The following is a 24,963-nucleotide window of genomic DNA, read 5'->3' as shown; positions in this document are numbered from 1 at the left end:
GGCCTCCGGAAGGGCCCCTCCATCCAACCGCGGCGAAGGGAGATCGCGCGATGGATTGGCTTACAGCCAACAAGATTCCGGTCGGCAAGGTGGCGAAGACCATCTTCGACTGGCTCAAGGACAATGCCGGCGGCTTCTTCGACACGCTTGCGGCGATGATGCAGGCGCTGATCGACGGCATCCTTTGGGTGCTCGAAACACCGCATCCGCTGATCGTGGCCGGGGTGTTCACGGCGATCACCTGGATCGTGCAGCGCAGCTGGCGCACCACCGCGCTGGTCGCCGCGGGCTTCCTGTTCATCCTCAATCAGGGCTACTGGAAGGCGACGATGGAGAGCCTGACGCTGGTGCTGTCGGCCTGTGTCGTGTGCATGGTCGTCGGCGTGCCGATCGGCATCGCCACCGCGCATCGCCCGCGCCTGTTCAAGGCGCTGCAGCCGGTGCTGGATCTGATGCAGACCCTGCCGACCTTCGTCTATCTGATCCCCGCGATCGTGTTCTTCGGCATCGGCATGGTGCCCGGGCTGATCGCCACGGTGATCTTCGTGCTGCCCGCGCCGATCCGGCTGACCCATCTCGGCGTCGTCTCGACCCCCGAATCGCTCCTCGAGGCAGCCCGCGCCTTCGGTGCCACGCCGCGGCAGGTGCTGTGGAAGGTGGAACTGCCCTATGCCACGCCGCAGATCATGGCGGGGCTGAACCAGACCATCATGCTGTCGCTGTCGATGGTGGTGATCGCCGCCCTCGTCGGCGCCAATGGCCTCGGCGTGCCGGTCGTGCGCGCGCTCAACTCGGTCAACACCGCGCTCGGCTTCGAGTCAGGCTTCATCATCGTCGTGGTCGCCATCATCCTTGACCGCATGCTGCGCCGGGAGGCCCGGAAATGAGCGATACCCCCCGTCGCATCGCCGTCGAATTCGACAAGGTCTCGATCGTCTTCGGCGACGCCCCGAAAACCGCCCTTCCGCTGATGGACGACGGCCAGAGCCGCGCCGAGGTGAAGAACGCCACGCGTCAGGTGCTGGGCGTGCATGATTGCTCGCTGAAGGTGGCCGAGGGCGAGATCCTCGTGCTGATGGGCCTCTCGGGCTCGGGCAAGTCGACGCTGCTGCGCGCGGTGAACGCGCTGAACCCGGTGGTGCGCGGCGAGGTGCGCATCCTCGACGCCGACAACGCGCTCACCTCGGTCACCCATGCCGATGCCGCGACGCTGCGCCGGCTGCGGCTCACGCGTGTCGCCATGGTGTTCCAGCAATTCGGCCTTCTGCCCTGGCGCACGGTGCGCGAGAATGTCGGCCTCGGGCTCGAACTCGCCGGGATGAAACCGGCCGAACGACAGGAAAAGGTCGATGCGCAGCTTGCCCTCGTCGGGCTCTCGGACTGGGCGAACCGCAAGGTCGGCGAGCTTTCGGGCGGCATGCAGCAGCGCGTGGGTCTTGCCCGCGCCTTCGCCACCGAGGCACCGATCCTGCTGATGGACGAACCCTTCTCGGCGCTCGATCCGCTGATCCGGGCCAAGCTTCAGGACGAACTTCTCGAGCTGCAGGCGAAACTGCACCGCACCATCATCTTCGTCAGCCACGACCTCGACGAGGCGTTCAAGCTTGGCAACCGGATCGCGCTGATGGAGGGCGGGCGGATCGTGCAATGCGGCAGCGCGCACGAGATCATCGCGAACCCGGTCGACGATTACGTCGCCGATTTCGTCGCGCACATGAACCCGCTCGGCGTGCTGACCGCCGGGGATCTGGCCGAACCGGGCCCGGCCGAGGGCACACCGCTTTCGCCCGACACGCCGGTGAAGACGGTGATGGAGCAGCTTTGCGCCGTCGATGCCGTGGCGATCGAGGGCGGGCGCCGGATCACCCGGCAAGGCGTGCTTGCCCGGCTCATCGCGCCGCAGGGCAGCGCCTCCGGCTGAGGGCCTGAGTATTTTTGCCAAGAAAAAGCCCCCCGTCCGCGTCCCGGACCGGGGGCTTTCCTGTTCGGACCGGGCTTTTTCTTGGCAAAAATACTCACGCGACGACCGGGACATGCGCCGGCCCGGGCGTTCAGACCTTGGTCTCGGGCACGCTTGGCGTGGCACGCCGCTTCAGCTGCGCCTCACGCCAGGTCATGTAGCTGATCGCGCCGATGATCAGCGCGCCGCCGAAAATGACCCAGGGGTCGATGCGCTCGCCAAAGAAGAGCGCCCCCGCCACCGCCGCCCAGACCAGCTGCAGGAAGGCCACCGGCTGGGTCACGGCGACCGGAGCCGCGGCAAAGGCGCGGGTCATGCAATAATGGCCGAGCGTTGCGAAAGCCGCGGTGGCACCAAGCCAGGCAACCTCGGCCAGTGTCATCGGCTTCCACACCGCAAGCGCGAAAGGCGCGAGGTAGAGCGTCACCATCACCGTCATCATCGCCACCACGACACTCGCCGGGGCGAGCGTCGTGAGCCGCTTCATCACCAGATAGGCGATGCCGAAGAAGAAGGCCGCGCACAGCTGGGCCAGATGGCCCGGTGCCACCTCGCGGATGCCGGGGCGCAGGATGATCAGCGCGCCGAGGATCGCCACGCCAACCGCCAGCCCACGCCGCCAGGCAAAGCCCTCGCCCAGAAGCAGCGCGCCGCCGATCGTCACCACGATCGGGTTGAGATAGCCGATCGCCGTGACATCGGCGATCGGGATCCGCGCCATCGCATAGAACCACAGCAGCACCGCCGTCGCCTGCAGGAAACCGCGCAGCCCGAACAGCGCCCAGACCCGCGCCGGAAAGCGGCTGCGTGCGATCTGCACGATCGCCGGGGCGACGAAGACCCAGCCCCAGAGAAAGCGGATGAACGAGCTTTGCGCCGCGGGCATCGCCGAGCCCAGGAAATGCACGATCACATTGACCCCGGTGAAGCTGAGCGTGGTGGCCAGCATCCACAGCACGCCCTGCACCGGGCGATCCTGTCCTTCAACGGTGGGGGCAGATGTCGTGCTCATGCCCTGTTCTGCGGCCTGCGACAGACGGCCGCAAGGCCACGATTGTATCCTTACAGGGCACCGAGGGCGAGCCTCGCCGCGACCGAGGCGAGGATCAGCGCGACGCCCGCATCGAGAAGCCGCCAGGCGACGGGCCGGGCGAAAAGCGGCGCAAGCAGCCGCGCGCCATAGGCGAGCGCAAAGAAGAACAGGACCGAGGCCGTCGCCGCCCCGGCGCCGAAGGCGATCCCCTCGCCCGGGAACTGCGCCGAGACCGCGCCCAGCAGCACCACAGTATCCAGCCAGACATGCGGGTTCGCCCAGGTCAGTGCCGCAACGGTCGCCAGCACCGCGGCCAGCGACGGCGCCGCCCCCTGCCCCGCATCAAGCGCCGCGCCGCCGATCCAGGCCGCGCGCCCGGCACGGATCGCATACCAGCCGAGGAAGGCGACACCGCCCCAGCGCAGCGCCTCAGCCAGCCACGGCAGCCGCGCCGTCACCGCGGCAAAGCCCGCCACGCCCAGCGCGATCAGCACCGCATCCGACAGCGCACAGAACAGCGCCACCGCAAACACATGCTCGCGCCGCAGCCCCTGGCGCAGCACGAAGGCATTCTGCGCGCCGATCGCGACGATCAGGCCAAGGCCAAGGCGAAAGCCCGCCAGCGCGGCAACGAGGGATTGGGTCATGGGCACCTCCGGCGAATTCCCTCGCATGGTCGCGCCCTCAGCGCTACTGAATTAGACTAAGCCAGATGAAGGAGTGCTAATGTTCGACTATGCCGCGCTCGAGGCGCTTTCGGCCGTGCTTGCCACCGGCTCCTTCGAGGCGGCGGCGGCGCGGTTGCATGTCACCCCCTCGGCGGTGTCGCAGCGCATCCGCTCTCTCGAGGACCGGGTGGGGGCGGTACTCGTCGTGCGCGGCGCGCCCTGCACCGGCACCGAGGCCGGGCTGCGCCTCGCCCGTCACACCGAGGTGGTGGCGCTGCTCGAGGCCGAGCTGACCCCGCCCGAGGCGCCGCCGGTGCTGCGCATCGCGGTCAATGCCGACAGTCTGGCGACCTGGGTGCTGCCGGCGCTTGCTGCGGTTCCCGACCGGCTCTTCGATCTGGTGATCGACGATCAGGACCATTCCGCCGACTGGCTGCGCCGCGGCGAGGTGGTGGCGGCGGTGACGTCCTCAGCGCGGGCGGTGCCGGGCTGCGACGTGCGCCCGCTCGGCGCGCTACGCTATCTCGCGACCGCCTCGCCCGCCTTCATCGCACGGCATTTTCCGGAGGGGATCAGCGCCGCGGCGCTTTCCCGGGCCCCGGCGCTGGTTTTCAACGAGAAGGACGGGTTGCAGGCGGCCTGGGTGCAGCAGGTGACGGGCGAAAGCCCGCCGCTGCGTGCCCATCGCATCGCCTCCTCGACCGCCTTCGTCGAGGCGGCGGAACTGGGTCTTGGCTGGGGCATGAACCCCGAGCCACTGGTGCGCGGCGCAATCGCGGCCGGCCGGCTCGTGCCCTTGCACCCTGCGCCGCTGGCCGTGGCGCTTCACTGGCAGACTGCGCGGCGCCTTGCTGCGCCGCTGGCCCCGCTCACCCGCGCGATGCGGGCGGCGGCAGGCCGGGTGCTGCTGCCCGGCTGATCACTCCTCGGCGTTGTCCGCCTTGCGCGCGGCCGCCGCGGCCTTCATCCGCGCCAGAAGCGCGGCCTTGCTGGTGTCCCCGGCGCCGAAGGGGTTCTTGTCCGACCCCTTGGCATTGTGCTCGGTATGGCGCGGCGCGTTCTTGCCGACCTTCGCCCCGCCCGATTTCGAATAGTCCATCTTGGCCTCCCGGCGCTGATCCTGAGATTCGAGTCCTTGGACCAGGAAAAAGCAATCGGTTTTTCCTGGCGAAAATACTCACGGCCCGACGTTTCCGCCGGGCCGGTCGTTCGTCCTTGTGCGCGCGCTCAGAGCTGCGCGGCAACATCCTCGGGAACGTCGAAGTTATGCGTCACCGTCTGCACGTCGTCGTCTTCCTCGAGCGTGTCGATCAGCTTCATCAGCTTCTGCGCGGTCTCGAGATCGACCTCGGTCGTCACCTGCGGTTTCCAGATCAGCTTCGCCTCGGTCGATTCGCCGAGGGTCTTTTCCAGCGCTTCGGAGACGTCCGACAGAGCTTCGACGGCGCAATAGATGTAATGGCCGTCCTCGTCGCTCTCGACGTCATCGGCGCCCGCGTCGAGCGCGGCCATCATCACCGTGTCGACGTCGCCCGCCGAGACCGGATAGGTGATCTCCCCCAGACGGTCGAAACCGTGGCTGACCGAGCCGGTCTGGCCGAGGTTGCCACCCGCCTTGGTGAAGTAGCTGCGCACGTTCGAGGCGGTGCGGTTCAGGTTGTCGGTCATGCATTCGACGATGATCGCGATGCCGTTCGGGCCATAGCCCTCGTAACGGATCTCGGTATAGTCGGCCGCATCGCCCATCTGCGACTTCTTGATCGCGCGGTCGATCACGTCCTTCGGCATCGAGACGGCCTTCGCCGCCTTCACCGCCAGACGCAGGCGCGGGTTCTTGTCCGGGTCCGGGTCGCCCATCTTCGCGGCGACGGTGATTTCCTTCGCCAGTTTCGAGAACATCTTCGAGCGGATCGCATCCTGCTTGCCCTTGCGGTGCTGGATGTTCGCCCATTTCGAATGGCCTGCCATGACCTTCTCCGTGGAAATTCCGTGAAATCGTGGCCTCTATAAGCCAGCGAGGGGCCGGGCTGCAAGCACCCGGCGCCCTGGCGCGGGCCGGCAACGCTCAGAAATAGTGGATTGCGCTCGTGGGCGTGCTGCGATGCGTCCCCTCACCGGGTTGCGGCGTCTGCCAGACCCAGTGCCGCCCGTCGGCCGGACGATCGAGGGTGATCGTCGCATAGGGCTCGAAGAGCGGTGCGAGCGGCGTATTCGCGGCGAGCGCCGGATGATGCACGACGACGGCGTAGTCCATTGCCTGCGGACAGTCGGCGAAGCGGCCCGAAGGGGCCTGCCGGATGTCGGCGCGGCACACCGAGCCGTCGAAGAAATGCACGGCGAGCGTATCCGAAAGCAGCGTCACCCGCGACGGGTTGGCGGGCGGCAGGGGGCCTGCGGCACAGGCGGCAAGCAACACGGCGGGAAGGAAGGCAAAAAGCGGGCGGCGCATGGTGTTACCCCTGTAGCGGCCAGAAGAGAGGGATGATGAAGGTGGCGGTCAGCGCCAGAATCAGGTTCAGCGGCGCCCCGACCTTGAGATAGTCGGAGAACCGATAGCCGCCCGGGCCATAGACGAGGGTGTTCGTCTGATAGCCGATCGGCGTGGCGAAGGAGGCCGAGGCCGAGAACATCACCGCGACGACGAGCGGGCGCGGATCGAGCCCGAGCGTGTGGCCGAGCTGGATCGCGATCGGGGTCAGGATCACCGCCACCGCGTTGTTCGAGACGACCTCGGTCAGGAAGGAGCCGAGCGCATAGACGGCCAGCAGCGTCAGATGCGGCGGCAGCCCCTGCAGCCAGGGCGCGACGGCATTCACCATCAGCTCGACCGCGCCGGAGTGATCGAGCGCGACGCCGACCACCAGCATGGCGAAGATCAGCGCCAGCAGCCGCCCCTCGACGAAGGAGAAGGCCTCGTCCGGGTCGACGGCGCGGGCAAGCAGGATCACCGCGACGGCGAGCGTCGAGAGCAGCAGGATCGGCGCCACGTCGAAGGCCGACAGCGCCACCACCGCGACCATCGCGCCGACGGCGATCCAGGCGCGGTTGCGCCGGAACGCCCGCACCGTGGGTTTCGAGACATCGACGAGATCCATCTCGGCGGCGAGCCGCGCGATATCCTCGGGCGCGCCTTCGAGCAGCAGCGTGTCGCCCACGACGACGACGAGGTCGTCGAGCTGGCGGCCGATGTTCTGGTTGCGGCGGTGCGCGGCCAGAACATAGACGCCATAGCGGCGGCGCAGGCGCAGTTCGCCAAGCGAGCGGCCGATCATCCGGCAGCCGGGCGAGATCAGCACCTCGACGGTCTCGGTCTGCACCGAGGAGAGCTTGTCGACCATGCGCAGGTCGGCGTTCTGCTGCAGGCTCATCAGCTCCGCCATCTCGGTGCGCAAGACGACCCGGTCGCCCGCGGCAAGCACGGCGTTCTGCAGGTCGCGGCGCAGCGAGGCATCGCCGCGCAGCACGTCGATCACCCGCACCCCCTCGCGCTTGAACAGATCGACCTCGAGAACCGGGTGACCGATCAGCGACGACCCCTCGGGCAGCGCCACCTCGGTGAAGAACTTGAGCTTGCGCCGGTCGCCGAGCAGCGCCCCCATCGAGGTGCGCTCGGGCAGCACGTGCCGGCCGATGAAGCCCATGTAAAGCCCGCCGATCAGCACCTGGACAAGGCCGAAGCCCGAGATCTCGAACATGGTGAAGGGGGCCATGCCCTTGGCGCGGGCGACGCCGTCGACCAGCAGGTTGGTCGAGGTCCCGATCAGCGTGATCGTGCCGCCGAGGATCGCCGCGTAGGAAAGCGGGATCAGGAGCTTCGATGGCGACACGCCGAGCCGGCGCGCGAGCGTCATCATCACCGGGATCATCAGCACCACGACCGGCGTGTTGTTGAGGAAGGCCGAGGCGGCGGCGATCGCGGCGAAGATCGCGATGACGGCAAAGAAGGGGCGGTCGTCGATGTGGCGTTCGGCCTGCCGCGTCAGCCAGTCGAGCGCGCCGGTGCGCACCAGCCCGCCCATCAGCAGGAACATCATCACGATGGTCCAGGGCGCCGAGTTCGACAGCACCTCCGTCGCGTCCTTGTAGGGCACGAGGCCGAGCAACAGCACAAGCGCCGCGCCGCCGATGGCGATCACCTCGGTGGCAAAGACCTCGCGCATGAAAAGCAGGAACATCCCGAAGACGATCACAAGCGTGACATAGGCCTGCGCGGTCTGACTGAGCCCGAGATCGATCACTGAATACCTCTTGGCCGCCCCTGTTATGCCGGCGATACTACAAGTGCCCCGGCGCCCTGCAAGCGCTCAAATCGCGGGCGGGCGCGAATTGTCCGGGCACGGAGGGGCGGTGTCACACTTGCCGACGGCCCGGTTCAGAGCGGTGTCGAGGGCGGCAGCCGCCCCCCCACCCGCACCGGCAGCACGCGCGTGGCCTTGCCGGTCCGGTCGTCGGTCTCGACGTAAAGCCCGCTCAGCGTCGCCTCGCCCGCAGCCGGGGTGAAGCGGTCGCGCGCCATGCCGGTGATGAAGCGGCGCATCGGCTCGGCCTTGTCCATGCCGATCACGCTGTCATAGTCGCCGCACATGCCGGCATCGGTCAGATAGGCGGTGCCGCCGGTCAGGATCATCGCATCGGCCGTCGGCACATGGGTATGGGTGCCAACGACGATCGAGGCACGACCGTCGCACCAATGCCCCATCGCCATCTTCTCCGACGTCGCCTCGCAATGCACATCGACGAGGATCGCCTGCGCCAGCCCGCCCAGCGGATGGGTGCGCAGCGTCGCCTCGATCGCCGAGAACGGATCGTCGAAGGGACGCTTCATGAACACCTGACCCAGCACCTGGGTGACCAGCACCTTGCGCCCGCGCCGGTCCTCGAACAGGCGCGCGCCCTTGCCCGGCGCGTCCTTGGCGTAATTGAGCGGCCGGATCACCCGCGGCTCGCTCTCGATGAAGCGCAGCATGTCCTTCTGGTCGAAGGCGTGATCGCCGAGCGTCACCACATCGGCGCCCGCGGCGAGCAGCAGCTTTGCATGCTCCCCCGTCAGCCCCATGCCCGAGGAGGCGTTCTCGCCGTTCACCACGACGAAATCGAGCCCCCAATCGGCGCGCAGCTTCGGAAGCCGCTCCGCCACCGCGGCGCGTCCCGCGCGCCCCATCACATCGCCAAGAAACAGGATCTTCATGCCGCAGCCATAGGCGGAAGCGCCGAAAAGGGCAAATCCTTTCCCGATCCCGCGCTTCATCTTGCCCGAAATACCTTCGGGGGTCCGGGGGCAGACAGCCCCCGGCGGCGGCCCGCGCTCCGCCCGCAAGGCCTTGCCGCAGACGCCGTGGATCAGGCCGGATCGGGCACGATCGTCTCGGCGTCGGTGACGATCAGATCGAGGGCCGCATCGGTGGGCTCGGTCGGCACCTCCTCGATCTCCTGCCCGGCAAAGGCGAAGCCGATCGCGGTGACCGGCCCCGCGGCGCGCAGCCCTTCGAGCGTGCGGTCGTAGAAGCCGCCGCCATAGCCAAGCCGGAAGCCGCGCCGGTCGAAGGCCAGAAGCGGCACGATCAGCACGCGTGGGGTGACGTCCTCGGCCACGGCGGGCACATGGGCGCCGAAGGCCCCCTCGACCATCGCGCAGCCGGGGGTCCAGCGATGAAAGCGCAGGGGCAGCCCGGCGCCCTCGATCACCGGCACCGCGACCGGGCCGAAATGGGCGGCCATCGCCGGGCGCGGGTCGATCTCGGTGCGGATCGGCATGTAGCCCGCCAGCGGCGCCCCGGCGAAGGGCTCGAGCGCCTCGGAGAGGCGCGCGCAGGCCGTGCCCTGCCCCCGCGCAAAGGCCTCGCGCCGCGCGGCAAAAGCGGCCTTGCGGGCAAAGACCTTGAGCTCGGCGAGCGCCGTCACAGCAGCACCGCCGTGGCCAGGCCGAGGAAGGAGAAGAAGCCGAAGACATCGGTCATCGTGGTCACGAAGGTGCCCGAGGCCAGCGCCGGGTCGGCGCCGAGCCGTTCAAGCGCCACCGGCACCACGATCCCCGCAAGCGCCGCGATGAACAGGTTGATGATCATCGCCGCGCCGATCACCAGCCCAAGCGCCGGCGTGCCGAACCAGATCCAGGCGACGATGCCCAGGCAGAACGCGAAGGTGCCGCCGTTGATCAGCCCGACCAGCACCTCGCGGCGGATCACCCGCCAGACGTTGCTGTCGGTCAGGTTCTTGGTGGCCAGCGCGCGCACCGCGACGGTCAGCGTCTGCGTGCCGGCATTGCCGCCCATCGAGGCGACAATCGGCATCAGCACGGCAAGCGCCACGAGATGGCCGATCGAGGCCTGAAACAGGTTGATGATCGAGGCCGCCAGCAACGCCGTGCACAGGTTGATCGCGAGCCAGGGCAGGCGCTGGCGCGCGGTCTCGATCACGGTATCGGCAATCGAGCTCTCGTCACCGACACCGGCGAGGCGCAGGATGTCTTCCTCGTGCTCTTCGTCGAGAACGGACATCGCGTCGTCGATGGTAATCACGCCGACAAGCCGGTCATGGTCGTCGACGACCGGAGCCGAGATCAGGTGATACTGGTTGAAGGCATAGGCGACGTCGCCCTCCTCCTGCCAGGCCGAGATCGTGCGGAAACTGTCCTCGGTGATCTCGCGCAGCCCCATGTTGCGCTTCGAGGCAAGGAGCTTGCCGAGCGTCACATAGCCCGTGGGGTGGTGTCCCGGGTCGACAAGGATGACGTGATAGAACTGATCGGGCAGCTCATCCTCGCGGCGCAGGAAGTCGATGGTCTCGCCCACCGTCCAGTGCTCGGGGGCGGTGACCACCTCGCGCTGCATCAGGCGGCCGGCCGAATATTCGGGATAGGTCAGCGACTGCTCGACCGCGGCGCGGTCGGGCTCGTCGAGCACCTTCAGAATGGCTTCCTGCTGTGGCTCCTCCAGGTCCTCGATCAGGTCGACGACGTCGTCCGAATCGAGTTCGCGCACCGCCTCGGCGAGCACCTCGCGCGGCAGCGCCGCGATGACCTCCTCGCGGATCGACTCGTCCAGCTCGGTCAGCACCTCGCCGTCGATCTCGCGGCCCCAGAGCCGGACGATCTCGCGCCGCTCGTTGCCGCCGACCTGTTCCAGAAGGTCGGCGATGTCGGCGGCATGCAGCGGCTCGAGCAGCTCGGTCAGGCGCACGGCGTCGCCCGCATCGGCCGCGGCAAGGATGCGGTCGACGAGCTCCCCGTCGAGGCCGTAATCCTCCTCCTCGCGCTCGATGTCCTCTGCCCGTTCTTCCGCCATGAAACCCCCGTTCCGATCTGGCCGCACCTTAGCCCGGGGCCGCGGCAGGCGCGAGGGGGCCGCGGCGAAAAAGACCGACGCCCGAGGGCGCGATCGGTCGCGGGATTTGCATCTCCGGCGCCGAAAGCGGAGGATCGGGAAAAGGGAGGCGCCGATGCGAAACGGTCATGTCGGCACAAGGGGCTTCGGCACATTCGATGCGGGCGCGTGGATCGCGGAAGGCGACGGGCTGCGCACAAGCGCCGAGGCGATGCGCAAACTCTGGCGCGAGCGAAAGGCTGCGTTCAGCACGGACTTGCACGCGGCCGGCGGCAGGGCCGGGCCGGTAATCGCCCGCGACTGGAGCGCGATCACCGGGATGCCGCGTGCCTCGGTGCTGCTGCTGGCCTATGCCGTCGAGATGTATCTCAAGGCCGGGGTGGTGAAGGCGTTTGCCGAATGCTCGGAAGCCTCGCTCGACAAATACCTCCGGACCCTCGGCCACCGATACGAAGACATCGCAAAGGAGATCGAGTTCCCCCTGAACGCCGACGATGCGAAACACTTCGAGGCGCTTGGCCAGATGGTCACGACGGGCGCCCGTTATCCGGTGGCGGTCGAGCCCGGCGCCGCGCCCGGGTATGTGGAGCAGGCCGCACTCGAGAATGCGCGCGCATTTCCGATCTGGTCCGAAGGGGACTTTGCGGAATGGCTGGATCTTGCCGCCCGTCTCCGTGCCCATGCGCAGAAGATCGACCAGGACCCGGCCTGCACCGCACACTTCGGCAGCCAGCAGATCGATTCAGATGGCTGGATCGCCTGGCGCCGGGGCGGGCACCTGTCGCCCCGGATCACCTGGAAGCCCAGTTCGGAGCAACGGAAGAGAAAGACCGGCCGGGCAGAGCTGCATGCGATGATGGCGCGGGAGGAAGAGCTTTTCTTGCTTCCCCTGCACGGCTGGCCCCGGGCGCGTATCTTTCTGATCGACAAGAAGGACGCCCGCAAAGACCTCCCCGAATGAGCGTGCCTTGCGCAGCGCGACAGTGGGGGCTGCCGCTTGCCGCCGCACAGCGGCACGCCTAGGGTGAAGCGCAAACAAAGGAGCCGGCGATGGAACTGCTGATCGGACAGGTGCTCCGCTTCGAGGGCGACCCGATGGCCGAGGGGCCTGCCGCGGCGCGCCATCTCGTCCGCGGCGCGGTGGCGGTCGAGAATGGCAAGGTCGCCGCCGTGGGCGAGGCCGAGGCGCTGCGCGCCGCCCACCCCGGCGCCAGGGTCACCGACCTCGGCCGGCAGCTGATCTCGGCGGGGTTCATCGACGCCCATGTGCATTACCCGCAGACGCAGATGATCGCGAGCTGGGGCAAGCGGCTGATCGACTGGCTCAACAGCTACACCTTCCCGACCGAGACCGGCTTTGCCGATCCGCGCCATGCGGCCGACGTCGCGGCGCTTTATTTCGATCTGGCGCTGAGCCACGGCACCACCTCGATGTGCAGCTATTGCACGATCCATCCGGCAAGCGTCGACGCCTATTTCGGGGAGGCGCGCGCACGCGGCATGCGCGTGCTCGGCGGTCGCACCTGCATGGACAGGAACGCCCCCGACGGGCTGCGCGACACCGCGCAGACGGCCTATGACGAAAGCGCGGCGCTGCTTTCGCGCTGGCACGGGCGCGACCGGCTCGGCTATGTCATCACCCCGCGCTTCTCGCCGACCTCGACGCCCGAGCAGCTGCGCGCGCTTGGTGCGCTCTGGGCCGAACATCCGGACTGCCTGATGCAGACCCATCTGAGCGAACAACTCGACGAGATCGCCTGGGTGAAAAGCCTTTTCCCCGAGGCGCGCGATTACCTCGACACCTACGAGGCCTTCGGGCTTCTGGGCGAGAACGGGGTCTATGGCCACGCCATCCACCTCGAACCGCGCGAGATCGTGCGGCTGAAGGAGGTGGGCGCGGCGCTCGCCCATTGCCCGACCTCGAACACCTTCATCGGCTCGGGGCTTTTCGACATGGCGGGGATGACCGCCGCCGGGCTGCGGGTGGGGCTTGCCACCGACACCGGCGGCGGCTCGAGCTTCTCGATGCTGCGCACCATGGCCGCGGCCTATGAGGTGGCGCAGCTGCGGCACCATCCGCTGCATCCGGCACAGCTGTGGTGGCTCGCCACGCAGGGCTCGGCCCGGGCGCTGAAGATCGACGCGTTCGTCGGCAATATCGCACCGGGGATGGAGGCCGACCTGATCGCCGTCGACCTCGCCTCGACACCGCTCATCGCGCAACGTGCGGTGCGGGCGGAAAGCTTCTGGGAAGAGCTGTTCCCGACGATCATGATGGGCGACGACCGCGCCATCGCCGGGGTCTGGATCGGCGGCAAGCGGCAGCGCTGAGGCCCTGCCGGCGTGCCGCAGCGGGCCAGGCGCGCCCGTGGCGAAACACGGGCCGGTACAAACGCGAAACGGCAGGGATTTCCCCTGCCGCTCCCCCTTACGGTGGGAAATCCAGCGAAGATGATCGGCTCGACGTGGAGCCCTGTCGCACTCAGCTGCCTCAGGAATGCCTCCGGCCACGCGGGCGATGAATGCCGTTATTCCTGGATCCCATGCGCGAGCGCAGGCCGGCAGTCCGGGGAACTTTCGGTGGCGAGGCTCAGGAAGAACTCATGCCAGCCAGGGCTGGGGCGGTCTTCCATGTGGGACATCTTTCGCGCCCCGTGGGTCTTGCCCGACGGCTTCTTTTCGGCAGCCATGTTCGGCCCTCCGGAACATCCCGAAGAGAACCTCCGGGGATCTCAATCGACGGGCGCTTGCGCCGGTCAGCCGCACGGCTTCGCCATGCCGGAGACCGGAGCAGCTTCGGTGCCGCGGCCGGTTTCGATTTCGCAGGTGATGGCCTGCCCGTCCCTGCCCGCCATTGAGCTGCGCGACCCGCACGTTCGGGGGCCGAGATATGGACAAAGATGTCCCCTCCGCCAGTCTTCGGCTCGACAAGGCCGAAACCCTTGGTGGCATTGGACCATTTCACGATATCATTGGCCATGGTGAGATCTCCTGTGATCTATGCTGTGCGCAGCAATACGACAGCCCGGCTCGGTCAATTCCAAAAGACAGACGGAAGCCGACACGGGAGACAGGTGAGGTTGGACGCAAACCGGCTCGCCTGTCCCCGATGCTGCTGCTCGATTTTTCAAAGGAAAAATCTCCCCCGGCCGTTTCCACGCCTGTGCCGTCGGCGGGATGGCCGGGCGCATAGGGCGGCGGCATGCCGATGTCGCCGCCCCCCTCGGTGCCGATGCTGAACTCCCGCTGCGGCGCGGCGCGCCGCGTGCACCAGTTACCGAACCCGTCGCGATAGGCGCTCAGCGGCACCGGCGGCCAGGTTTTCACATGGTCGGGATATTCGAGATTGCCCACGCGCGAGAAATGCACGTTCAGCGGGGCAATCATCGGTGTCGGCGGCGGCAGGCGCAGGTTAAACCGGCAGCCGAGCTTGATGCGGATGTTATCTGGCGACATCGCGCACCTCGCGGATCATGGAAACGGACGGGTGGCGGCCCTGGCCGATGGCCGCCGGCCTCATTGCTTCTCGCGATCGAAGCGCGACCAGGCCTTGCGCAGTTCGGCGCCCTTGGGCGCATAGGAGGGGGCAAGATCGATTTGCCCGGCTCGCGGCGCGGCGCCTCGGGCTTGCGGCTGTCGGTTTCGGGAGATTTCATCTTTCGGCGCCCCTTTCTGGCAACACGTCTACATCGGGCCTGAGGCCGCGCCGCGCGGGCGGAAAACGCCGTCACGGTCGGGCCTTCGGCCTGCAGGCCCGTTCCGTCATCTCGGCGAGGCACCGCTCCCGCATCCCGGTCGGCCGCCCTCCGGCGCCCGCCGGGGCTTGCGCCCCGCCGCGAGATGAACACTGCAGTCCCCTGCGAGATGGGGGAAACGCCCCCGATTGCGAGCCCCGGTTCCGAAGAGCCGCGCGAAACCGGCCGGCGCGACCGCAAAGGCGGCGCCGGCACGGCGGGAGGCCGCCTTTGAAGCGAAAATAATCTCCTTACGGCGAAATGGCTTGCATCGGGACGCGCGGCAAAGTGGTTTATTTTCTCGCAATCCGGGGGCCGAGCCCCTATGTAGCGTCTGCATCTCTTCTACTCGGACCCTGTTCCTTCCGGCTCAGCTTCGATCTTGAGCTTTGCCTGGCCGCTGCACTCTGCGGGCGGCACATTGGAAAGGAACTCACGATGGCCAAGGATGGCAGCGTGAAACGGGTCGCGCGGACCGGGCTTGACGGCCTCGCCGGACCCGGCGACCACGGAAGGGATCACCTCCCCCATGCCCCGGCGTGCCGGCGAACGGAGCTTGCCGTGCCAAATCGCGGCCGGACCGCGATGCCCGGCGCCGAACCTGCCCGCAACGGCCGGAGCTGTGTCAGGAGCCTTGCGCTCGCCTGACCTCGCGCCGAACAGATCAACCTGGTGCCATCGGCCATCGGCCGAAAGCGCCTCCCGGTGAACGGGAGCCCTTGCCAAGGCCGGGCCCCTCACTTTTTCCCTGAAAGACAAAGAACTTGATAGAAATCTACTGGGGTGACCCCCTCTCTCTCATCGTCTCGCCGCAAGGCGATGTGCAGAAATTCAGCACGATTGAGCAGGCACAATACTGGCTGCGCAAGAAATGGCCTGTGGCCGACGATGCCCGCCATCACGCCCTGCTCCGGCTCGAGGCGGCGATGGACTGCATGGGCTCGGTCGGAGAGGCACGCCACGCCTTCCTGTCCGCCGCGCGGACCGCCGGCTTCGTGCCGCAGGACCAGTCACATCGACCGCTTGCCGCCTGAAAGCGCCCCGCCGGGGGCAGAAGAAGCGACCACAGGCACATCCCTCATTGCGCGAGGCCGAGGATGCTGATCGTCCGATCGAGACTTTTCGACGTACTTTTCGGGCTTTGGACATTGCTCCAAAGCCCCTTCATCCCGGCGCTTGCGCTGCTGCAGCGTCCGGGGCTGACCCGCGCCGCCATCCGGTTCTGGACCGGCGGCGTCCTCGGCCTGTCGCACCGGATCCTTGGGTTGCGCCTGCAGGAGGAGGGGATCGAGAACAAGCATCTCGAGGCCCCCTGCATCTATGTCTGCAACCACCAGTCCACCTGGGAGACCCTCGCGTTCAACCAGCTGGTGCCCGACATCTGCATCGTCGCCAAGCAGGAACTGCGCAAGATTCCGGTGTTCGGCTGGTTCCTCGGCCATGCGCCGATGATCCTGATCGACCGCAGTGGCGGTGGCCGGGCGATGGCCGCGATGATCTCGGACGCGCGACGCGAGGTGGCGCGCGGCCGCTCGATCCTGATCTTTCCCGAAGGCACCCGCGTCGGCGTCGACGAGCAGCGCAAGTTCCAGCCCGGGCTGATCGCACTCTATCGCAAGCTCGATCTGCCGGTGGTTCCGGTGGTGCACAATGCCGGCCGCTTCTGGGGCAAGGGCACGAAGACCGGCGGCACGATCACCGTCTCCTATTTTCCGCCGATCCCCGCGGGCCTGCCCGCGGCCGAGGTGATGGCGCAGGTCGAGGCGCTGCTCAACACCGAGAAGGCGCGCCTCGCCCGCACCGAGGCCTGCCCCCCCGCGCCCTGAACCACGCCCCGGCAGCCCGGCACGGGGCAGCCCCCGGCCCCACCGGCCGCGGATGCGTGAGAGAAATGCCCCTGTGACGGCCCCGCCCGATCTCAGCGCCGGCCAGGGCCCAGCAGCGCCTCGAAGCCGAGCCCGGTGCGGCGCTCGGCATGCAGCACCACCTCGGCCGCGGCGCGCGCATCCTCGCCCGCATCGTGATGCTCGAAGCGCAGGTCGAGCTGTTCCTTCAGATGGCCGAGACCATGGCCGCCGTTGCCGATGAACTCGGGCCAGGCGCGGCGCGCGATGCGCACGCTGTCGCCCCAACGCCAGCCGGGTGCCGCGCGCCCGGTCACGCCATAGGCGCCTTCGATCGCGCGGCGGTCGAAGCTGCTGTGCTGAATGATGAGATGGCGCGACAGCAAGGGTTCGAGCGGCGCGATGGCGCGGGCGAAATCGGGCGCGCCCAGCACCTGCTCGGGGCCGATGCCGTGCAGACGCACGTTGAAGGCGGAAAAGCGCACCTGCGGATCGACGAGGGTGACCCAGCTTTCGATGCCGCCATCCGCCCGCACGCAGGCGATGCCGATCTGGCAGATGCTGGCGGCGTCGGAACAGGCGGTCTCGACATCGAGCGCGACGAAGCGGAAGGCGCCCTCGGGCACGCGCATCAGGCCCGCGGCGCTCATGCCGCGCCCCCGCATCCCGACTGCCGCCTGCCCTGCCCGTCGTCTTTCCGCATCGCCCGCCCCTGCCTGACTTCGCCCGCAAGATAGGCCGGCCCGCCCCGCCGGCGCAACGTCGATCCCCCCGCGAAGCCCCAGGGAGGGCCCATTCGCCGCAGCCGGTGACGGGGCGGAAGCGCCATCGGGGCTGGCGCAAGCGCCCGCCGCGGCAGTATGGCGGGGCAACGCAACACAGACCCCGAGGAATCAATGTCCTATTTCCCGACATGGCGCCCCGCGACGGGCAATGTGGTGATGCCGGACGAACGGCTGCCGGCTGCCGCCTCGCTCACCATGGGCGTCCAGCACCTGCTGGCGATGTCCGGCTCGACCATCGTCGCGCCGATCCTGATGGGCTTCGACCCGAATGTGGCGGTGTTCTTCTCCGGCATCGGCACGCTTCTGTTCTTCATCCTCACCGCCGGCCGGGTGCCGAGCTATCTCGGCTCGTCCTTCGCCTTCATCGCGGTGGTGCTGGCGGTGACCGCCCAGCCCGGCGCGACGATCGCCTCCGCGCTTGGCGGCATCGTCGCCTGCGGCGCGATCTATGCGCTGATCGGCCTGATCGTGATGGCCGTCGGCGCCGGCTGGGTCGAGAAGCTGATGCCGCCAGTCGTCACCGGCACCATCGGCATGGCGATCGGGCTCAACCTCGCGCCGGTCGCGGTGAATCAGCTCAACGCCTTCGGCACGCCCACTGCCGGGCACCTGACCGTCGCCCTGCTCACAGTGCTGTGCATGGCGCTGATCTCGAGCTATGGCCCGCGCGCCACCCGCCGGGTCTCGGTGCTGCTCGCGCTCGCCTTCGGCTATGCGCTGGTGCTGGTGCTGGGCAACGGCTTCGGCTTCGTGCCGGGGATCGACTTCGCCAAGGTCGGCGAGGCCGCCTGGTTCGGCCTGCCGAAATTCGTGTCGCCCGAGTTCCACTGGTCGGCGGTGACCCTGATCGCCCCGGTGGCGATCGTGCTGGTGGCCGAGAACCTCGGCCATATCAAGGCGCTCGGCGCGATCACCGGGCAGAACATGGACCGCTTCATCGGCCGCGGCTTCGTCGCCGACGGGTTGGCGACGATGGTCGCGGGCTCGGGCGGCGGCACGGGCGTGACCACCTATGCCGAGAACATCGGCGTGATGGCGATGACCAAGGTCTATTCGACCCTCGTCTTCGTGGTCGCGGCGCTGGTCGCGATCCTGCTCGGCCTCTCGCCGAAGTTTGGCGCGCTCTTGCAGACCATTCCGGCGCCGGTGCTGGCCGGGCTTTCGGTCTCGGTCTTCGGGCTGATCGCCTCGGCGATGGCGCGGATCTGGATCGAGGCGAAGGTCGACTTCTCGGACCCGCGCAACCTGTTCACCGCGGGCGTCGCGCTGATCTTCGGTGGTGGTGACTTCACCCTGCGGATCGGCGAGTTCGCGCTTGGCGGCATCGGCACCTCGACGCTTGCGGCGCTGATCCTCTATCAGCTGCTCGGCTTCGGCCGGAAGGCCTGAGCCCCCGCCCACGCTCCGAACGGCCCCTGCCCCGCGGGGGCCGTTTGCCGTTGTCTCAGCCAGCGAGGGCTCGCGCCAGCCGGGTCTGCTCCTCGATCACCAGCGGCAGGTCGATGGTGGTCAGCCGGCCGTCATGCACCACCTGCCGGCCCTCGACGAAGAGGTGCCTGACCCGCGGCGGCCCGGCTAGCAGCAGCGCCGCGACCGGGTCCCAGGCGCCGGCCGCCTCGAGCCCCGAGACATCCCAGACCGCGATATCGGCGCGCTGCCCGGGCGCCAGACTGCCGCAATCGTCGCGGCCGAGCACCTGCGCGCCGCCGAGCGTCGCAATCTCCAGCGCCTCGCGCACCGACATCGCATCGGCGCCGTTCTGCACGCGCTGGAGCAACATCGCCTGCCGCGCCTCGGCGATCAGGTTGCCGGCGTCGTTGCTAGCCGAACCGTCGACGCCGAGCCCCACCCGCACGCCGGCATCGCGCATCGCCCGCACCGGCGCGATGCCCGAGCCGAGCCGGCAGTTCGAGCAGGGACAATGCGCGACACCCGTGCGGCTGCGGGCGAACAGGTCGATCTCGGCCGTATCGAGCTTGACGCAATGCGCATGCCAGACGTCATCGCCGGTCCAGCCCAGATCCTCGGCATATTGCCCGGGCCGACAGCCGAACTGCGCCAGCGAATAGGCGATGTCCTCGTCGTTCTCGGCCAGATGGGTGTGCAGCATCACCCCCTTGTCGCGCGCCAACAGTGCCGCATCCCGCATCAGCCCGCGCGACACCGAGAAGGGAGAGCACGGCGCCACCCCCACCCGCACCATCGCCCCCGGGCGCGGGTCGTGGAAAGCGTCGATGACGCGGATGCAGTCGTTCAGGATCGCCTCCTCGCGTTCGACCAGACTGTCGGGCGGCAAGCCGCCAGCGCTTTCGCCGATCGACATCGCGCCGCGCGTCGGGTGAAAGCGCAGCCCGATCTCGCCCGCCGCGGCAATCGTGTCCTCGAGCCGGGCGCCGTTCGGGAACAGGTAAAGATGGTCCGAGGTCAGCGTGCAACCGCTCAGCGCAAGCTCGGCCAGCCCGGTCAGCGCCGAGACCCGGATCTCCTCGGGCCCCATCTTCGCCCAGATCGGATAGAGCGTGGTCAGCCAGCCGAAGAGCAGCGCATCCTGCCCGCCCGGCACCGCCCGCGTCAGGCTCTGATAAAGATGGTGGTGGGTGTTGACGAGACCGGGCGTCACCACGCAACCGCGCGCCGAGACCATCTCGCCCGCGCTGCCCAGCCCCTCGCCCACCCCGGCGATGACCCCGCCGCGGACCAGCACATCGGCGCCCTTCAGCTCGCGCCGCGCGCCGTCCATGGTGACGACGACCTCGGCGCCGCGGATTACGATCTCACGCATGCTCCCTCCCCCTTCCAATTGCCTCAAATATCCTCGGAGGGTGAAGTTCGCGCAAGCGAAAGAGGGGGCGGAAGGCCCCCTCGCCCGGCCGCGTCCGGTGGCCCGCTCAGGCGTTGAGCACCGCCATCGCCGCGGCATGGATCTCGGGATTGGCCGCGGCCAGCACGCGGCCGCCGCGCCAGGCGGGGCCGCCTTGCCAGTCGGTGACGACGCCGCCCGCGGCCTCGATCACCGCGATCGGCGCACCGACGTCATAGGGCTGCAGCCCCGCCTCGACGACGAGGTCGATCTGCCCCGCCGCAATCAGCGCATAGGCGTAGCAGTCGGTGCCATAGCGGGTCAGCTTCACTTCGCGCGAGAGCCGGGCGAAAGCCTCGCCCTCCTCGGCGGTGCCGACCTCGGGGAAGGTCGAGAACAGGATCGCATCGGACAGCTTGCGCGGCGCGCGCACGGCAAGCGCGGCGCGCCCCAGCGGACCGGTCACCTGCGCCGCCCCGAAACCGCCGACGAAGCGCTCGCCGATATAGGGCTGGTCGATCACGCCCAGAAGCGGCTGGCCCGGCCCCTCGGCGGTTTCCTCGGAGAGCGCGACCAGCACTCCCCAGGTCGGCGTGCCCGACATGTAGCCGCGGGTGCCGTCGATCGGATCGAGCACCCAGGTCAGCCCGCTCTCGCCGCGGATCACACCATATTCCTCGCCATAGATGCCGTCCTGCGGTCGCCGCGCGGCGAGGATCTCGCGCATCGCCCGCTCGGCGGCACGGTCGGCCACGGTCACCGGGTCGAAGCGCGCGGTCTCCTTGGTCTCGGCGGCCAGCCCGCCCGCAGTGCGGAAATGACGCAGGCTCTCGCGCCGGGCGGCATCGGCAAGCGCCTCGGCGGTGGCGATCAGCTCGGCGGTTTCGGTGGACGACAGTTGCGGCGACATGGCACCCCTCCAAATGACAAGGGGAGCGGTAAACGCCCCCCTGCATCGGGTCAACCCCGCGGTTCCGCCGGCGGCTTTCAGGCCGCGTCGGAAAGCACCTTGGCCAGTTCGAACAGGCGGCGGCGCTGCGCCTCGGGAATGGCGTAATAGGAGCGCACCAGCGCCAGCGCTTCCTTGTCAGCCATCAGATCGGCCGCCGGAGCGGCGGCGCCGGCCTGCGAGGCCTCGCCCGCGAGCCCCTCGAAGAAGAAGGAGACAGGCACCTCGAGCGCGTCAGCGATATCCCAAAGGCGCGAGGCCGACACGCGGTTCATGCCGGTTTCGTATTTCTGAATCTGCTGAAATTTAATGCCGACCTTGTCGGCCAGCTGCTGCTGGGTCATGCCGATCATCCAACGACGATGGCGGATGCGCTTGCCCACGTGGACATCAACCGGGTGTGTCATTTAATCGTCCTCAAGCCACTCTATTTGCTCTGGATACCACGGCTCAGAGCGGGGAATCCGGCGCAAAACCGCAAACCTATCCAAAAAGACAGGTGTCTGCGGCCCCCTCCGCCGGACCGACTTGTCCTTTTCGTCAGGTTCAAAGAAATCAGCCCAAAGGCGCAGCGTAGAAATTGATTTCCCGCTCAGCGTGTTTTGCAATTTGCAATGCAATTTGCAATTTTCTGGAAGGAATCATCCCAGCCTGCAACAGGCTTGATTCGCCCCGGACAAATGGTGGACTGGTTCAGTCAGCCCCGCCCCGCTATCCTGCGGCCGATTTCGACCGGCCTGCCCGGCCCGGCCAAGCGACCCGAGGAGACGATGCGCGCCATCCTGCTGAGCGAGACCAAGACCGCCCCGACCCTGACCGAGCTGCCTCTGCCCGCCCCGGGTCCGGGCGAGCTTTCCGTCGCGATCGCCGCCTGCGGGCTCAACTTCGCCGATCTGCTGATGATCGAGGGGAAATATCAGGACACCCCCGCCTGCCCCTTCGTGATGGGAATGGAGCTGGCCGGCACCGTCACCGCGGCCGGTCCGGGCACGACGATCGCGCCGGGCACCCGGGTCGCGGTGTTCTCGGGCCAAGGCGGGCTGGCCGAGGCCGGCGTCTTTCCCGAGGCCCGCTGCACCCCCCTGCCCGAGGCGATGAGCTTCGAGGAGGCGGCGGCGTTCCAGATCGCCTATGGCACCTCGCATGTCGCGCTGTCGACCCGCGCGCGGCTGGCGCCGGGCGAGACGCTCGTGGTGCTGGGGGCGGCGGGCGGTGTCGGGCTGACCGCGGTCGAGATCGGCAAGCGGATGGGGGCGCGGGTGATCGCGCTGGCCCGTGGCGCCGAAAAGCTCGCGGTGGCGCAGGCGGCGGGCGCCGATGTGCTGATCGACAGCGAGACGCCCGATCTCAAGGCCGCACTGAAGGCTGCGGGCGGGGCGGATGTCGTCTACGACGCACTTGGCGGGGCCGTGGGCGAAGCCGGCTTTGCCGCGCTGAAGCCCGGCGGGCGGTTCCTGGTGATCGGCTTTGCCGCGGGCGAGCCGCCGGCGCTGAAGCTGAACCACGCGCTGGTGAAGAACCTCGAGATCCACGGCCTTTATTGGGGTGGCTATCTCAAGCTCGACCCGAAGGTGCTGACCGCGTCGATGGCGACGCTCTTCGGCTGGTTCGCCGAGGGCGGTCTGACGCCGCATATCTCGGCCCGTTTCCCGCTCGATCAGACCGCCGAGGCGCTCGAGATGCTGCGCACGCGGCGCTCGACCGGCAAGGTGGTGGTGCTGACCGCGCCTCAGGCGGCGACGGCCGAGGGCCGATAGGCACGCACGATCTCGGCGCGCAGCGCATCGGCGATCGCCCCCCGCACGCGGCCGCCGTCGTAAAGGCAGATGCAGGAGCGGCCGAGATCGGGCAGCCCGGCCTCGTGGCCAAGCTCCATGCAGCCGGGCGGGTAATAGCCCTCGAGCCGCACCGAAACCCCCAGCCCCGCGGCGACGGTCGCATCGACCACCTGCTCGCTGTCGCCCTCCATCGCGTTGCGCCAGGCAATCCCCGCCCCATCGAGCGCGGCAATCGCGATCGGGCGGAAGGCGCAGATCTCGGCGAAGGCGATGCGCAGCGGCCGCTCGTGCTCGGCGCGCAGCCCCGGCGCGCCCAGCCAGACGAGGCGGCGCTCGTCGAGCACCTCGCCCCCCGGCCCCGGCGCTGTTTCCGTGGTCAGGATCAGGTCAAGGTCCCCCGCTTCGTGCCGCACCCGCAGTTCGCGACTGGCATGGGTGGTCAGGGTGATCCGCAGCCGCGGCGCCTGCACCGCCATCATCCGCAAGATCGCCGGAATCTGCGGCGCCACGATGTCGGGCGGCACGCCGAGGCGGATCTCCTCGATCTCCTCGCCGAGGCCGAGCGCCTCGAGCGCCTCGTCGTTCAGCACCAGCATCCGGCGCGCATAGGTGACAAGGCATTGCCCCTCGGCCGTGGGCTCGAGCCGGCGCGCGCGGCGGTTGAAGAGCGCGACGCCCAGCGCCTCTTCAAGCCGGCGGATCTGCATCGAGACCGCCGATTGCGTCAGGTTGAGCAGCGTCGCGGCACGGGTCACCGAACCGGCTTCGGTGACAACCAGCACGGCACGCAGCGCGGCAAGGTCAAGGTTGCGGGCCATCATCACGATCCTTGATAGTAACCCGCACAATCTTTCGTTATGCTGATGGATACGTCAAGATGTATCAACTTTCGTGAAGAACAGGACCCCGAGTTCACGAAAGGAGACGGAAATGATCCGCGCCCTGCGCCTTTTCGCCCCGCTGCGCCGGTCGCGCAGCCTGCTTGCAACGCTGCTCGGCTGGCAGAGCCTGCGCCGCAGCCGGCGCGCGCTGACCTTCCTCGATCCGCGGCTGATGGCCGATGCCGGCATCGACCCGCGCGAGGCGATGCAGGAGACCGAGCGGCCGTTCTGGGACGCGCCGCCGCATTGGTTCGACCGGCCCGGCCACTGACGCGCCGCGGCGCCCGCCACAACCGATCCCGCCATCGTGTTTCTGCGCCTGCATTTTCCGGCCGGAAAGCGCTTGAAATGCGCCGCCCCGCTTCCAATATCGGGGCGGAAAGCGGCTTCAGGGGCCGCCAAAGGGACATGCACGGAGGTTTTCATGGCTGAGTTCGACACGATGCGCAGGGCCGCGGCGGGCCAGCGCTCCGCGATCATTGACGAGGGTCTGCGCACCCATATGAACAAGGTCTACGGGCTGATGTCGGTGGCGATGCTGATCACCGGCGCGGTTGCCTGGGGTGTGGGCTCGAACCCGCAGCTTGTCGCGGCGATCTTCGGCACCGGGCTGAAATGGGTAGTGATGCTGGCGCCGCTCGCGGTGGTCTTCGCCTTCGGCGCGATGATCAACAAGATGAGCACCTCGACCGCACAGATGGTCTTTCTCGCCTATTCGGCGCTGATGGGGCTCTCGATCAGCTTCATCTTCGCCGCCTACACCGGGATCTCGGTCGCACAGACCTTCCTCGTCACCGCGATTTCCTTCGCGGGTCTGTCGCTTTACGGCTACACCACCAAGCGCGACCTGTCGGCGATGGGCTCGTTCCTGATGATGGGCCTGATCGGGCTGATCGTCGCCTCGCTGATCAACCTCTTCATCGCCTCCTCGGCGCTGAACTTCGCGATCTCGGTGATCGGCGTGCTGATCTTCGCGGGGCTGACCGCCTATGACACGCAGAACATCAAGAACACCTACCTGCAGCTCGCGACCTCGGACCACGACTTCGTCGGCAAGGCCGCGATCCTCGGCGCGCTGCAGCTCTACCTCGACTTCCTGAACCTGTTCATGTTCCTGCTGCAGTTCATGGGCGACCGCCGCTAACCGGCGCAGGACATCCGGACATGCGAAAGCCCCGCCACTGGTGGGGCTTTTTGCTGTGCAAGGGA

The 24,963-nt window shown here is 68.2% G+C and carries 27 protein-coding genes and 1 pseudogene; 11 read left to right on the top strand and 17 right to left on the bottom strand.

Annotation, left to right across the window (positions count from 1 at the left end; all coding sequences use genetic code 11):
- Positions 1–50: 50 nt before the first annotated feature.
- Positions 51–887 (top strand): choline ABC transporter permease subunit, encoded by an 837-nt coding sequence (gene choW, locus EOW65_RS11030; RefSeq protein WP_128149377.1) that lies wholly within the window; start codon positions 51–53, stop codon positions 885–887.
- Complete coding sequence (gene choV / locus EOW65_RS11025; protein WP_128149375.1) at positions 884–1,921, top strand: choline ABC transporter ATP-binding protein; 1,038 nt, start codon at positions 884–886, stop codon at positions 1,919–1,921. The genes choW and choV overlap by 4 nt, the downstream gene beginning before the upstream one ends.
- Positions 1,922–2,051: 130 nt before the next feature.
- Here choV and EOW65_RS11020 read toward each other — a convergent pair whose 3' ends face one another.
- Both EOW65_RS11020 and EOW65_RS11015 read right to left on the bottom strand, forming a co-directional pair.
- Positions 2,052–2,972, bottom strand: a complete 921-nt coding sequence (locus EOW65_RS11020; RefSeq protein ID WP_240664639.1) for a DMT family transporter — start codon at positions 2,970–2,972, stop codon at positions 2,052–2,054.
- 50 nt (positions 2,973–3,022) lie between these two features.
- Entirely contained in the window at positions 3,023–3,640 is a 618-nt protein-coding gene (locus EOW65_RS11015; RefSeq protein ID WP_128149373.1) for a LysE/ArgO family amino acid transporter, read from the bottom strand.
- A 79-nt stretch (positions 3,641–3,719) separates the two neighbouring features.
- Between EOW65_RS11015 and EOW65_RS11010 the strand changes: the two genes are divergently transcribed.
- A complete protein-coding gene (locus tag EOW65_RS11010) occupies positions 3,720–4,580 on the top strand; it encodes a LysR family transcriptional regulator ArgP (protein WP_128149371.1) in 861 nt (286 codons plus the stop codon).
- On the opposite strand, the gene EOW65_RS11005 is transcribed toward EOW65_RS11010, so the two are convergent.
- The 7 genes from EOW65_RS11005 to mgtE all read right to left on the bottom strand — a co-directional run bounded on the left by EOW65_RS11005 (position 4,581) and on the right by mgtE (position 10,944).
- Positions 4,581–4,760 (bottom strand): hypothetical protein, encoded by a 180-nt coding sequence (locus tag EOW65_RS11005; RefSeq protein WP_128149369.1) that lies wholly within the window; start codon positions 4,758–4,760, stop codon positions 4,581–4,583.
- A 128-nt stretch (positions 4,761–4,888) separates the two neighbouring features.
- Positions 4,889–5,629, bottom strand: coding sequence for a YebC/PmpR family DNA-binding transcriptional regulator (locus EOW65_RS11000; RefSeq protein ID WP_128149367.1), 741 nt, complete (start codon positions 5,627–5,629; stop codon positions 4,889–4,891).
- A 97-nt stretch (positions 5,630–5,726) separates the two neighbouring features.
- Positions 5,727–6,110 (bottom strand): putative periplasmic lipoprotein, encoded by a 384-nt coding sequence (locus tag EOW65_RS10995; protein ID WP_128149365.1) that lies wholly within the window; start codon positions 6,108–6,110, stop codon positions 5,727–5,729.
- A gap of 4 nt (positions 6,111–6,114) precedes the next feature.
- The gene (locus EOW65_RS10990) at positions 6,115–7,899 is read right to left on the bottom strand and encodes an SLC13 family permease (protein ID WP_206364058.1); all 1,785 of its coding nucleotides are present in this window, start codon (positions 7,897–7,899) and stop codon (positions 6,115–6,117) included.
- Between the two features lie 134 nt (positions 7,900–8,033).
- Complete coding sequence (locus tag EOW65_RS10985; protein WP_128149363.1) at positions 8,034–8,849, bottom strand: TIGR00282 family metallophosphoesterase; 816 nt, start codon at positions 8,847–8,849, stop codon at positions 8,034–8,036.
- 152 nt (positions 8,850–9,001) lie between these two features.
- Entirely contained in the window at positions 9,002–9,562 is a 561-nt protein-coding gene (locus EOW65_RS10980) for a 5-formyltetrahydrofolate cyclo-ligase (RefSeq protein ID WP_128149361.1), read from the bottom strand.
- A complete protein-coding gene (mgtE, locus tag EOW65_RS10975; RefSeq protein ID WP_128149359.1) occupies positions 9,559–10,944 on the bottom strand; it encodes a magnesium transporter in 1,386 nt (461 codons plus the stop codon). The genes EOW65_RS10980 and mgtE overlap by 4 nt, the downstream gene beginning before the upstream one ends.
- Positions 10,945–11,098: 154 nt before the next feature.
- On the opposite strand from mgtE, the gene EOW65_RS10970 reads away from it, so the two are divergent.
- Together EOW65_RS10970 and guaD are read left to right on the top strand one after the other, a co-directional pair.
- A complete protein-coding gene (locus EOW65_RS10970; protein WP_128149357.1) occupies positions 11,099–11,944 on the top strand; it encodes a hypothetical protein in 846 nt (281 codons plus the stop codon).
- Positions 11,945–12,033: 89 nt separating this feature from the next.
- The gene (guaD, locus tag EOW65_RS10965; RefSeq protein ID WP_128149355.1) at positions 12,034–13,314 is read left to right on the top strand and encodes a guanine deaminase; all 1,281 of its coding nucleotides are present in this window, start codon (positions 12,034–12,036) and stop codon (positions 13,312–13,314) included.
- 197 nt (positions 13,315–13,511) lie between these two features.
- Here the strand turns inward: guaD and EOW65_RS19980 are convergent, their stop codons facing one another.
- The 3 genes and pseudogenes from EOW65_RS19980 to EOW65_RS10955 form a co-directional block, all read right to left on the bottom strand.
- A complete protein-coding gene (locus EOW65_RS19980; RefSeq protein WP_164880070.1) occupies positions 13,512–13,673 on the bottom strand; it encodes a hypothetical protein in 162 nt (53 codons plus the stop codon).
- A 227-nt stretch (positions 13,674–13,900) separates the two neighbouring features.
- Positions 13,901–13,963, bottom strand: a pseudogene (locus EOW65_RS20435) (cold-shock protein); the annotation flags it as partial.
- Positions 13,945–14,439: a hypothetical protein gene (locus EOW65_RS10955; RefSeq protein WP_128149351.1), complete on the bottom strand. Its 495-nt coding sequence runs from the start codon at positions 14,437–14,439 to the stop codon at positions 13,945–13,947. The gene EOW65_RS10955 and the pseudogene EOW65_RS20435, both read right to left, overlap by 19 nt.
- 1,042 nt (positions 14,440–15,481) lie before the next feature.
- Here EOW65_RS10955 and EOW65_RS10945 point away from each other — a divergent pair.
- Together EOW65_RS10945 and EOW65_RS10940 are read left to right on the top strand one after the other, a co-directional pair.
- Positions 15,482–15,751, top strand: coding sequence for a DUF982 domain-containing protein (locus EOW65_RS10945; protein ID WP_128149347.1), 270 nt, complete (start codon positions 15,482–15,484; stop codon positions 15,749–15,751).
- A gap of 63 nt (positions 15,752–15,814) precedes the next feature.
- Entirely contained in the window at positions 15,815–16,543 is a 729-nt protein-coding gene (locus tag EOW65_RS10940) for a lysophospholipid acyltransferase family protein (RefSeq protein WP_128149345.1), read from the top strand.
- 92 nt (positions 16,544–16,635) lie between these two features.
- Here the strand turns inward: EOW65_RS10940 and EOW65_RS10935 are convergent, their stop codons facing one another.
- Positions 16,636–17,211 (bottom strand): exonuclease domain-containing protein, encoded by a 576-nt coding sequence (locus EOW65_RS10935; protein WP_240664637.1) that lies wholly within the window; start codon positions 17,209–17,211, stop codon positions 16,636–16,638.
- 246 nt (positions 17,212–17,457) lie between these two features.
- Here EOW65_RS10935 and EOW65_RS10930 point away from each other — a divergent pair, with 246 nt between their 5' ends.
- Positions 17,458–18,735, top strand: coding sequence for a solute carrier family 23 protein (locus EOW65_RS10930; RefSeq protein WP_128149343.1), 1,278 nt, complete (start codon positions 17,458–17,460; stop codon positions 18,733–18,735).
- A gap of 55 nt (positions 18,736–18,790) precedes the next feature.
- Here the strand turns inward: EOW65_RS10930 and EOW65_RS10925 are convergent, their stop codons facing one another.
- From EOW65_RS10925 to EOW65_RS10915, 3 genes are all read right to left on the bottom strand, one after another.
- On the bottom strand, positions 18,791–20,128 hold the full coding sequence (locus tag EOW65_RS10925) for an 8-oxoguanine deaminase (protein ID WP_128149341.1): 1,338 nt from the start codon (positions 20,126–20,128) through the stop codon (positions 18,791–18,793).
- A gap of 106 nt (positions 20,129–20,234) precedes the next feature.
- Entirely contained in the window at positions 20,235–21,056 is an 822-nt protein-coding gene (locus EOW65_RS10920; protein ID WP_128149339.1) for an inositol monophosphatase family protein, read from the bottom strand.
- Between the two features lie 77 nt (positions 21,057–21,133).
- Complete coding sequence (locus tag EOW65_RS10915) at positions 21,134–21,502, bottom strand: helix-turn-helix domain-containing protein (protein WP_113899001.1); 369 nt, start codon at positions 21,500–21,502, stop codon at positions 21,134–21,136.
- 363 nt (positions 21,503–21,865) lie between these two features.
- On the opposite strand from EOW65_RS10915, the gene EOW65_RS10910 reads away from it, so the two are divergent.
- Complete coding sequence (locus tag EOW65_RS10910) at positions 21,866–22,852, top strand: NADPH:quinone oxidoreductase family protein (RefSeq protein WP_128149508.1); 987 nt, start codon at positions 21,866–21,868, stop codon at positions 22,850–22,852.
- On the opposite strand, the gene EOW65_RS19970 is transcribed toward EOW65_RS10910, so the two are convergent.
- Entirely contained in the window at positions 22,825–23,691 is an 867-nt protein-coding gene (locus tag EOW65_RS19970) for a LysR family transcriptional regulator (protein ID WP_164880069.1), read from the bottom strand. The genes EOW65_RS10910 and EOW65_RS19970 overlap by 28 nt on opposite strands.
- Positions 23,692–23,803: 112 nt before the next feature.
- On the opposite strand from EOW65_RS19970, the gene EOW65_RS10900 reads away from it, so the two are divergent.
- Positions 23,804–24,025, top strand: a complete 222-nt coding sequence (locus tag EOW65_RS10900; protein WP_128149337.1) for a DUF1127 domain-containing protein — start codon at positions 23,804–23,806, stop codon at positions 24,023–24,025.
- A gap of 153 nt (positions 24,026–24,178) precedes the next feature.
- Entirely contained in the window at positions 24,179–24,898 is a 720-nt protein-coding gene (locus EOW65_RS10895) for a Bax inhibitor-1/YccA family protein (protein WP_128149335.1), read from the top strand.
- The last annotated feature ends 65 nt before the right edge of the window (positions 24,899–24,963 follow it).

Source organism: Paenirhodobacter ferrireducens (assembly GCF_004022265.1).
GTDB classification, from domain to species: Bacteria; Pseudomonadota; Alphaproteobacteria; order Rhodobacterales; family Rhodobacteraceae; genus Rhodobacter; species Rhodobacter ferrireducens.
This window is presented reverse-complemented; position numbering and strand designations above follow the sequence as displayed.

Coding starts and splice junctions, on each gene's coding strand:
- choW (WP_128149377.1), top strand. CDS start 51: ATGGATTGGCTTACAGCCAACAAGATTCCGGTCGGCAAGGTGGCGAAG.
- choV (WP_128149375.1), top strand. CDS start 884: ATGAGCGATACCCCCCGTCGCATCGCCGTCGAATTCGACAAGGTCTCG.
- EOW65_RS11020 (WP_240664639.1), bottom strand. CDS start 2,972: ATGAGCACGACATCTGCCCCCACCGTTGAAGGACAGGATCGCCCGGTG.
- EOW65_RS11015 (WP_128149373.1), bottom strand. CDS start 3,640: ATGACCCAATCCCTCGTTGCCGCGCTGGCGGGCTTTCGCCTTGGCCTT.
- EOW65_RS11010 (WP_128149371.1), top strand. CDS start 3,720: ATGTTCGACTATGCCGCGCTCGAGGCGCTTTCGGCCGTGCTTGCCACC.
- EOW65_RS11005 (WP_128149369.1), bottom strand. CDS start 4,760: ATGGACTATTCGAAATCGGGCGGGGCGAAGGTCGGCAAGAACGCGCCG.
- EOW65_RS11000 (WP_128149367.1), bottom strand. CDS start 5,629: ATGGCAGGCCATTCGAAATGGGCGAACATCCAGCACCGCAAGGGCAAG.
- EOW65_RS10995 (WP_128149365.1), bottom strand. CDS start 6,110: ATGCGCCGCCCGCTTTTTGCCTTCCTTCCCGCCGTGTTGCTTGCCGCC.
- EOW65_RS10985 (WP_128149363.1), bottom strand. CDS start 8,849: ATGAAGATCCTGTTTCTTGGCGATGTGATGGGGCGCGCGGGACGCGCC.
- mgtE (WP_128149359.1), bottom strand. CDS start 10,944: ATGGCGGAAGAACGGGCAGAGGACATCGAGCGCGAGGAGGAGGATTAC.
- EOW65_RS10970 (WP_128149357.1), top strand. CDS start 11,099: ATGCGAAACGGTCATGTCGGCACAAGGGGCTTCGGCACATTCGATGCG.
- guaD (WP_128149355.1), top strand. CDS start 12,034: ATGGAACTGCTGATCGGACAGGTGCTCCGCTTCGAGGGCGACCCGATG.
- EOW65_RS19980 (WP_164880070.1), bottom strand. CDS start 13,673: ATGGCTGCCGAAAAGAAGCCGTCGGGCAAGACCCACGGGGCGCGAAAG.
- EOW65_RS10955 (WP_128149351.1), bottom strand. CDS start 14,439: ATGTCGCCAGATAACATCCGCATCAAGCTCGGCTGCCGGTTTAACCTG.
- EOW65_RS10940 (WP_128149345.1), top strand. CDS start 15,815: ATGCTGATCGTCCGATCGAGACTTTTCGACGTACTTTTCGGGCTTTGG.
- EOW65_RS10935 (WP_240664637.1), bottom strand. CDS start 17,211: ATGAGCGCCGCGGGCCTGATGCGCGTGCCCGAGGGCGCCTTCCGCTTC.
- EOW65_RS10930 (WP_128149343.1), top strand. CDS start 17,458: ATGTCCTATTTCCCGACATGGCGCCCCGCGACGGGCAATGTGGTGATG.
- EOW65_RS10925 (WP_128149341.1), bottom strand. CDS start 20,128: ATGCGTGAGATCGTAATCCGCGGCGCCGAGGTCGTCGTCACCATGGAC.
- EOW65_RS10920 (WP_128149339.1), bottom strand. CDS start 21,056: ATGTCGCCGCAACTGTCGTCCACCGAAACCGCCGAGCTGATCGCCACC.
- EOW65_RS10915 (WP_113899001.1), bottom strand. CDS start 21,502: ATGACACACCCGGTTGATGTCCACGTGGGCAAGCGCATCCGCCATCGT.
- EOW65_RS10910 (WP_128149508.1), top strand. CDS start 21,866: ATGCGCGCCATCCTGCTGAGCGAGACCAAGACCGCCCCGACCCTGACC.
- EOW65_RS19970 (WP_164880069.1), bottom strand. CDS start 23,691: ATGGCCCGCAACCTTGACCTTGCCGCGCTGCGTGCCGTGCTGGTTGTC.
- EOW65_RS10900 (WP_128149337.1), top strand. CDS start 23,804: ATGATCCGCGCCCTGCGCCTTTTCGCCCCGCTGCGCCGGTCGCGCAGC.
- EOW65_RS10895 (WP_128149335.1), top strand. CDS start 24,179: ATGGCTGAGTTCGACACGATGCGCAGGGCCGCGGCGGGCCAGCGCTCC.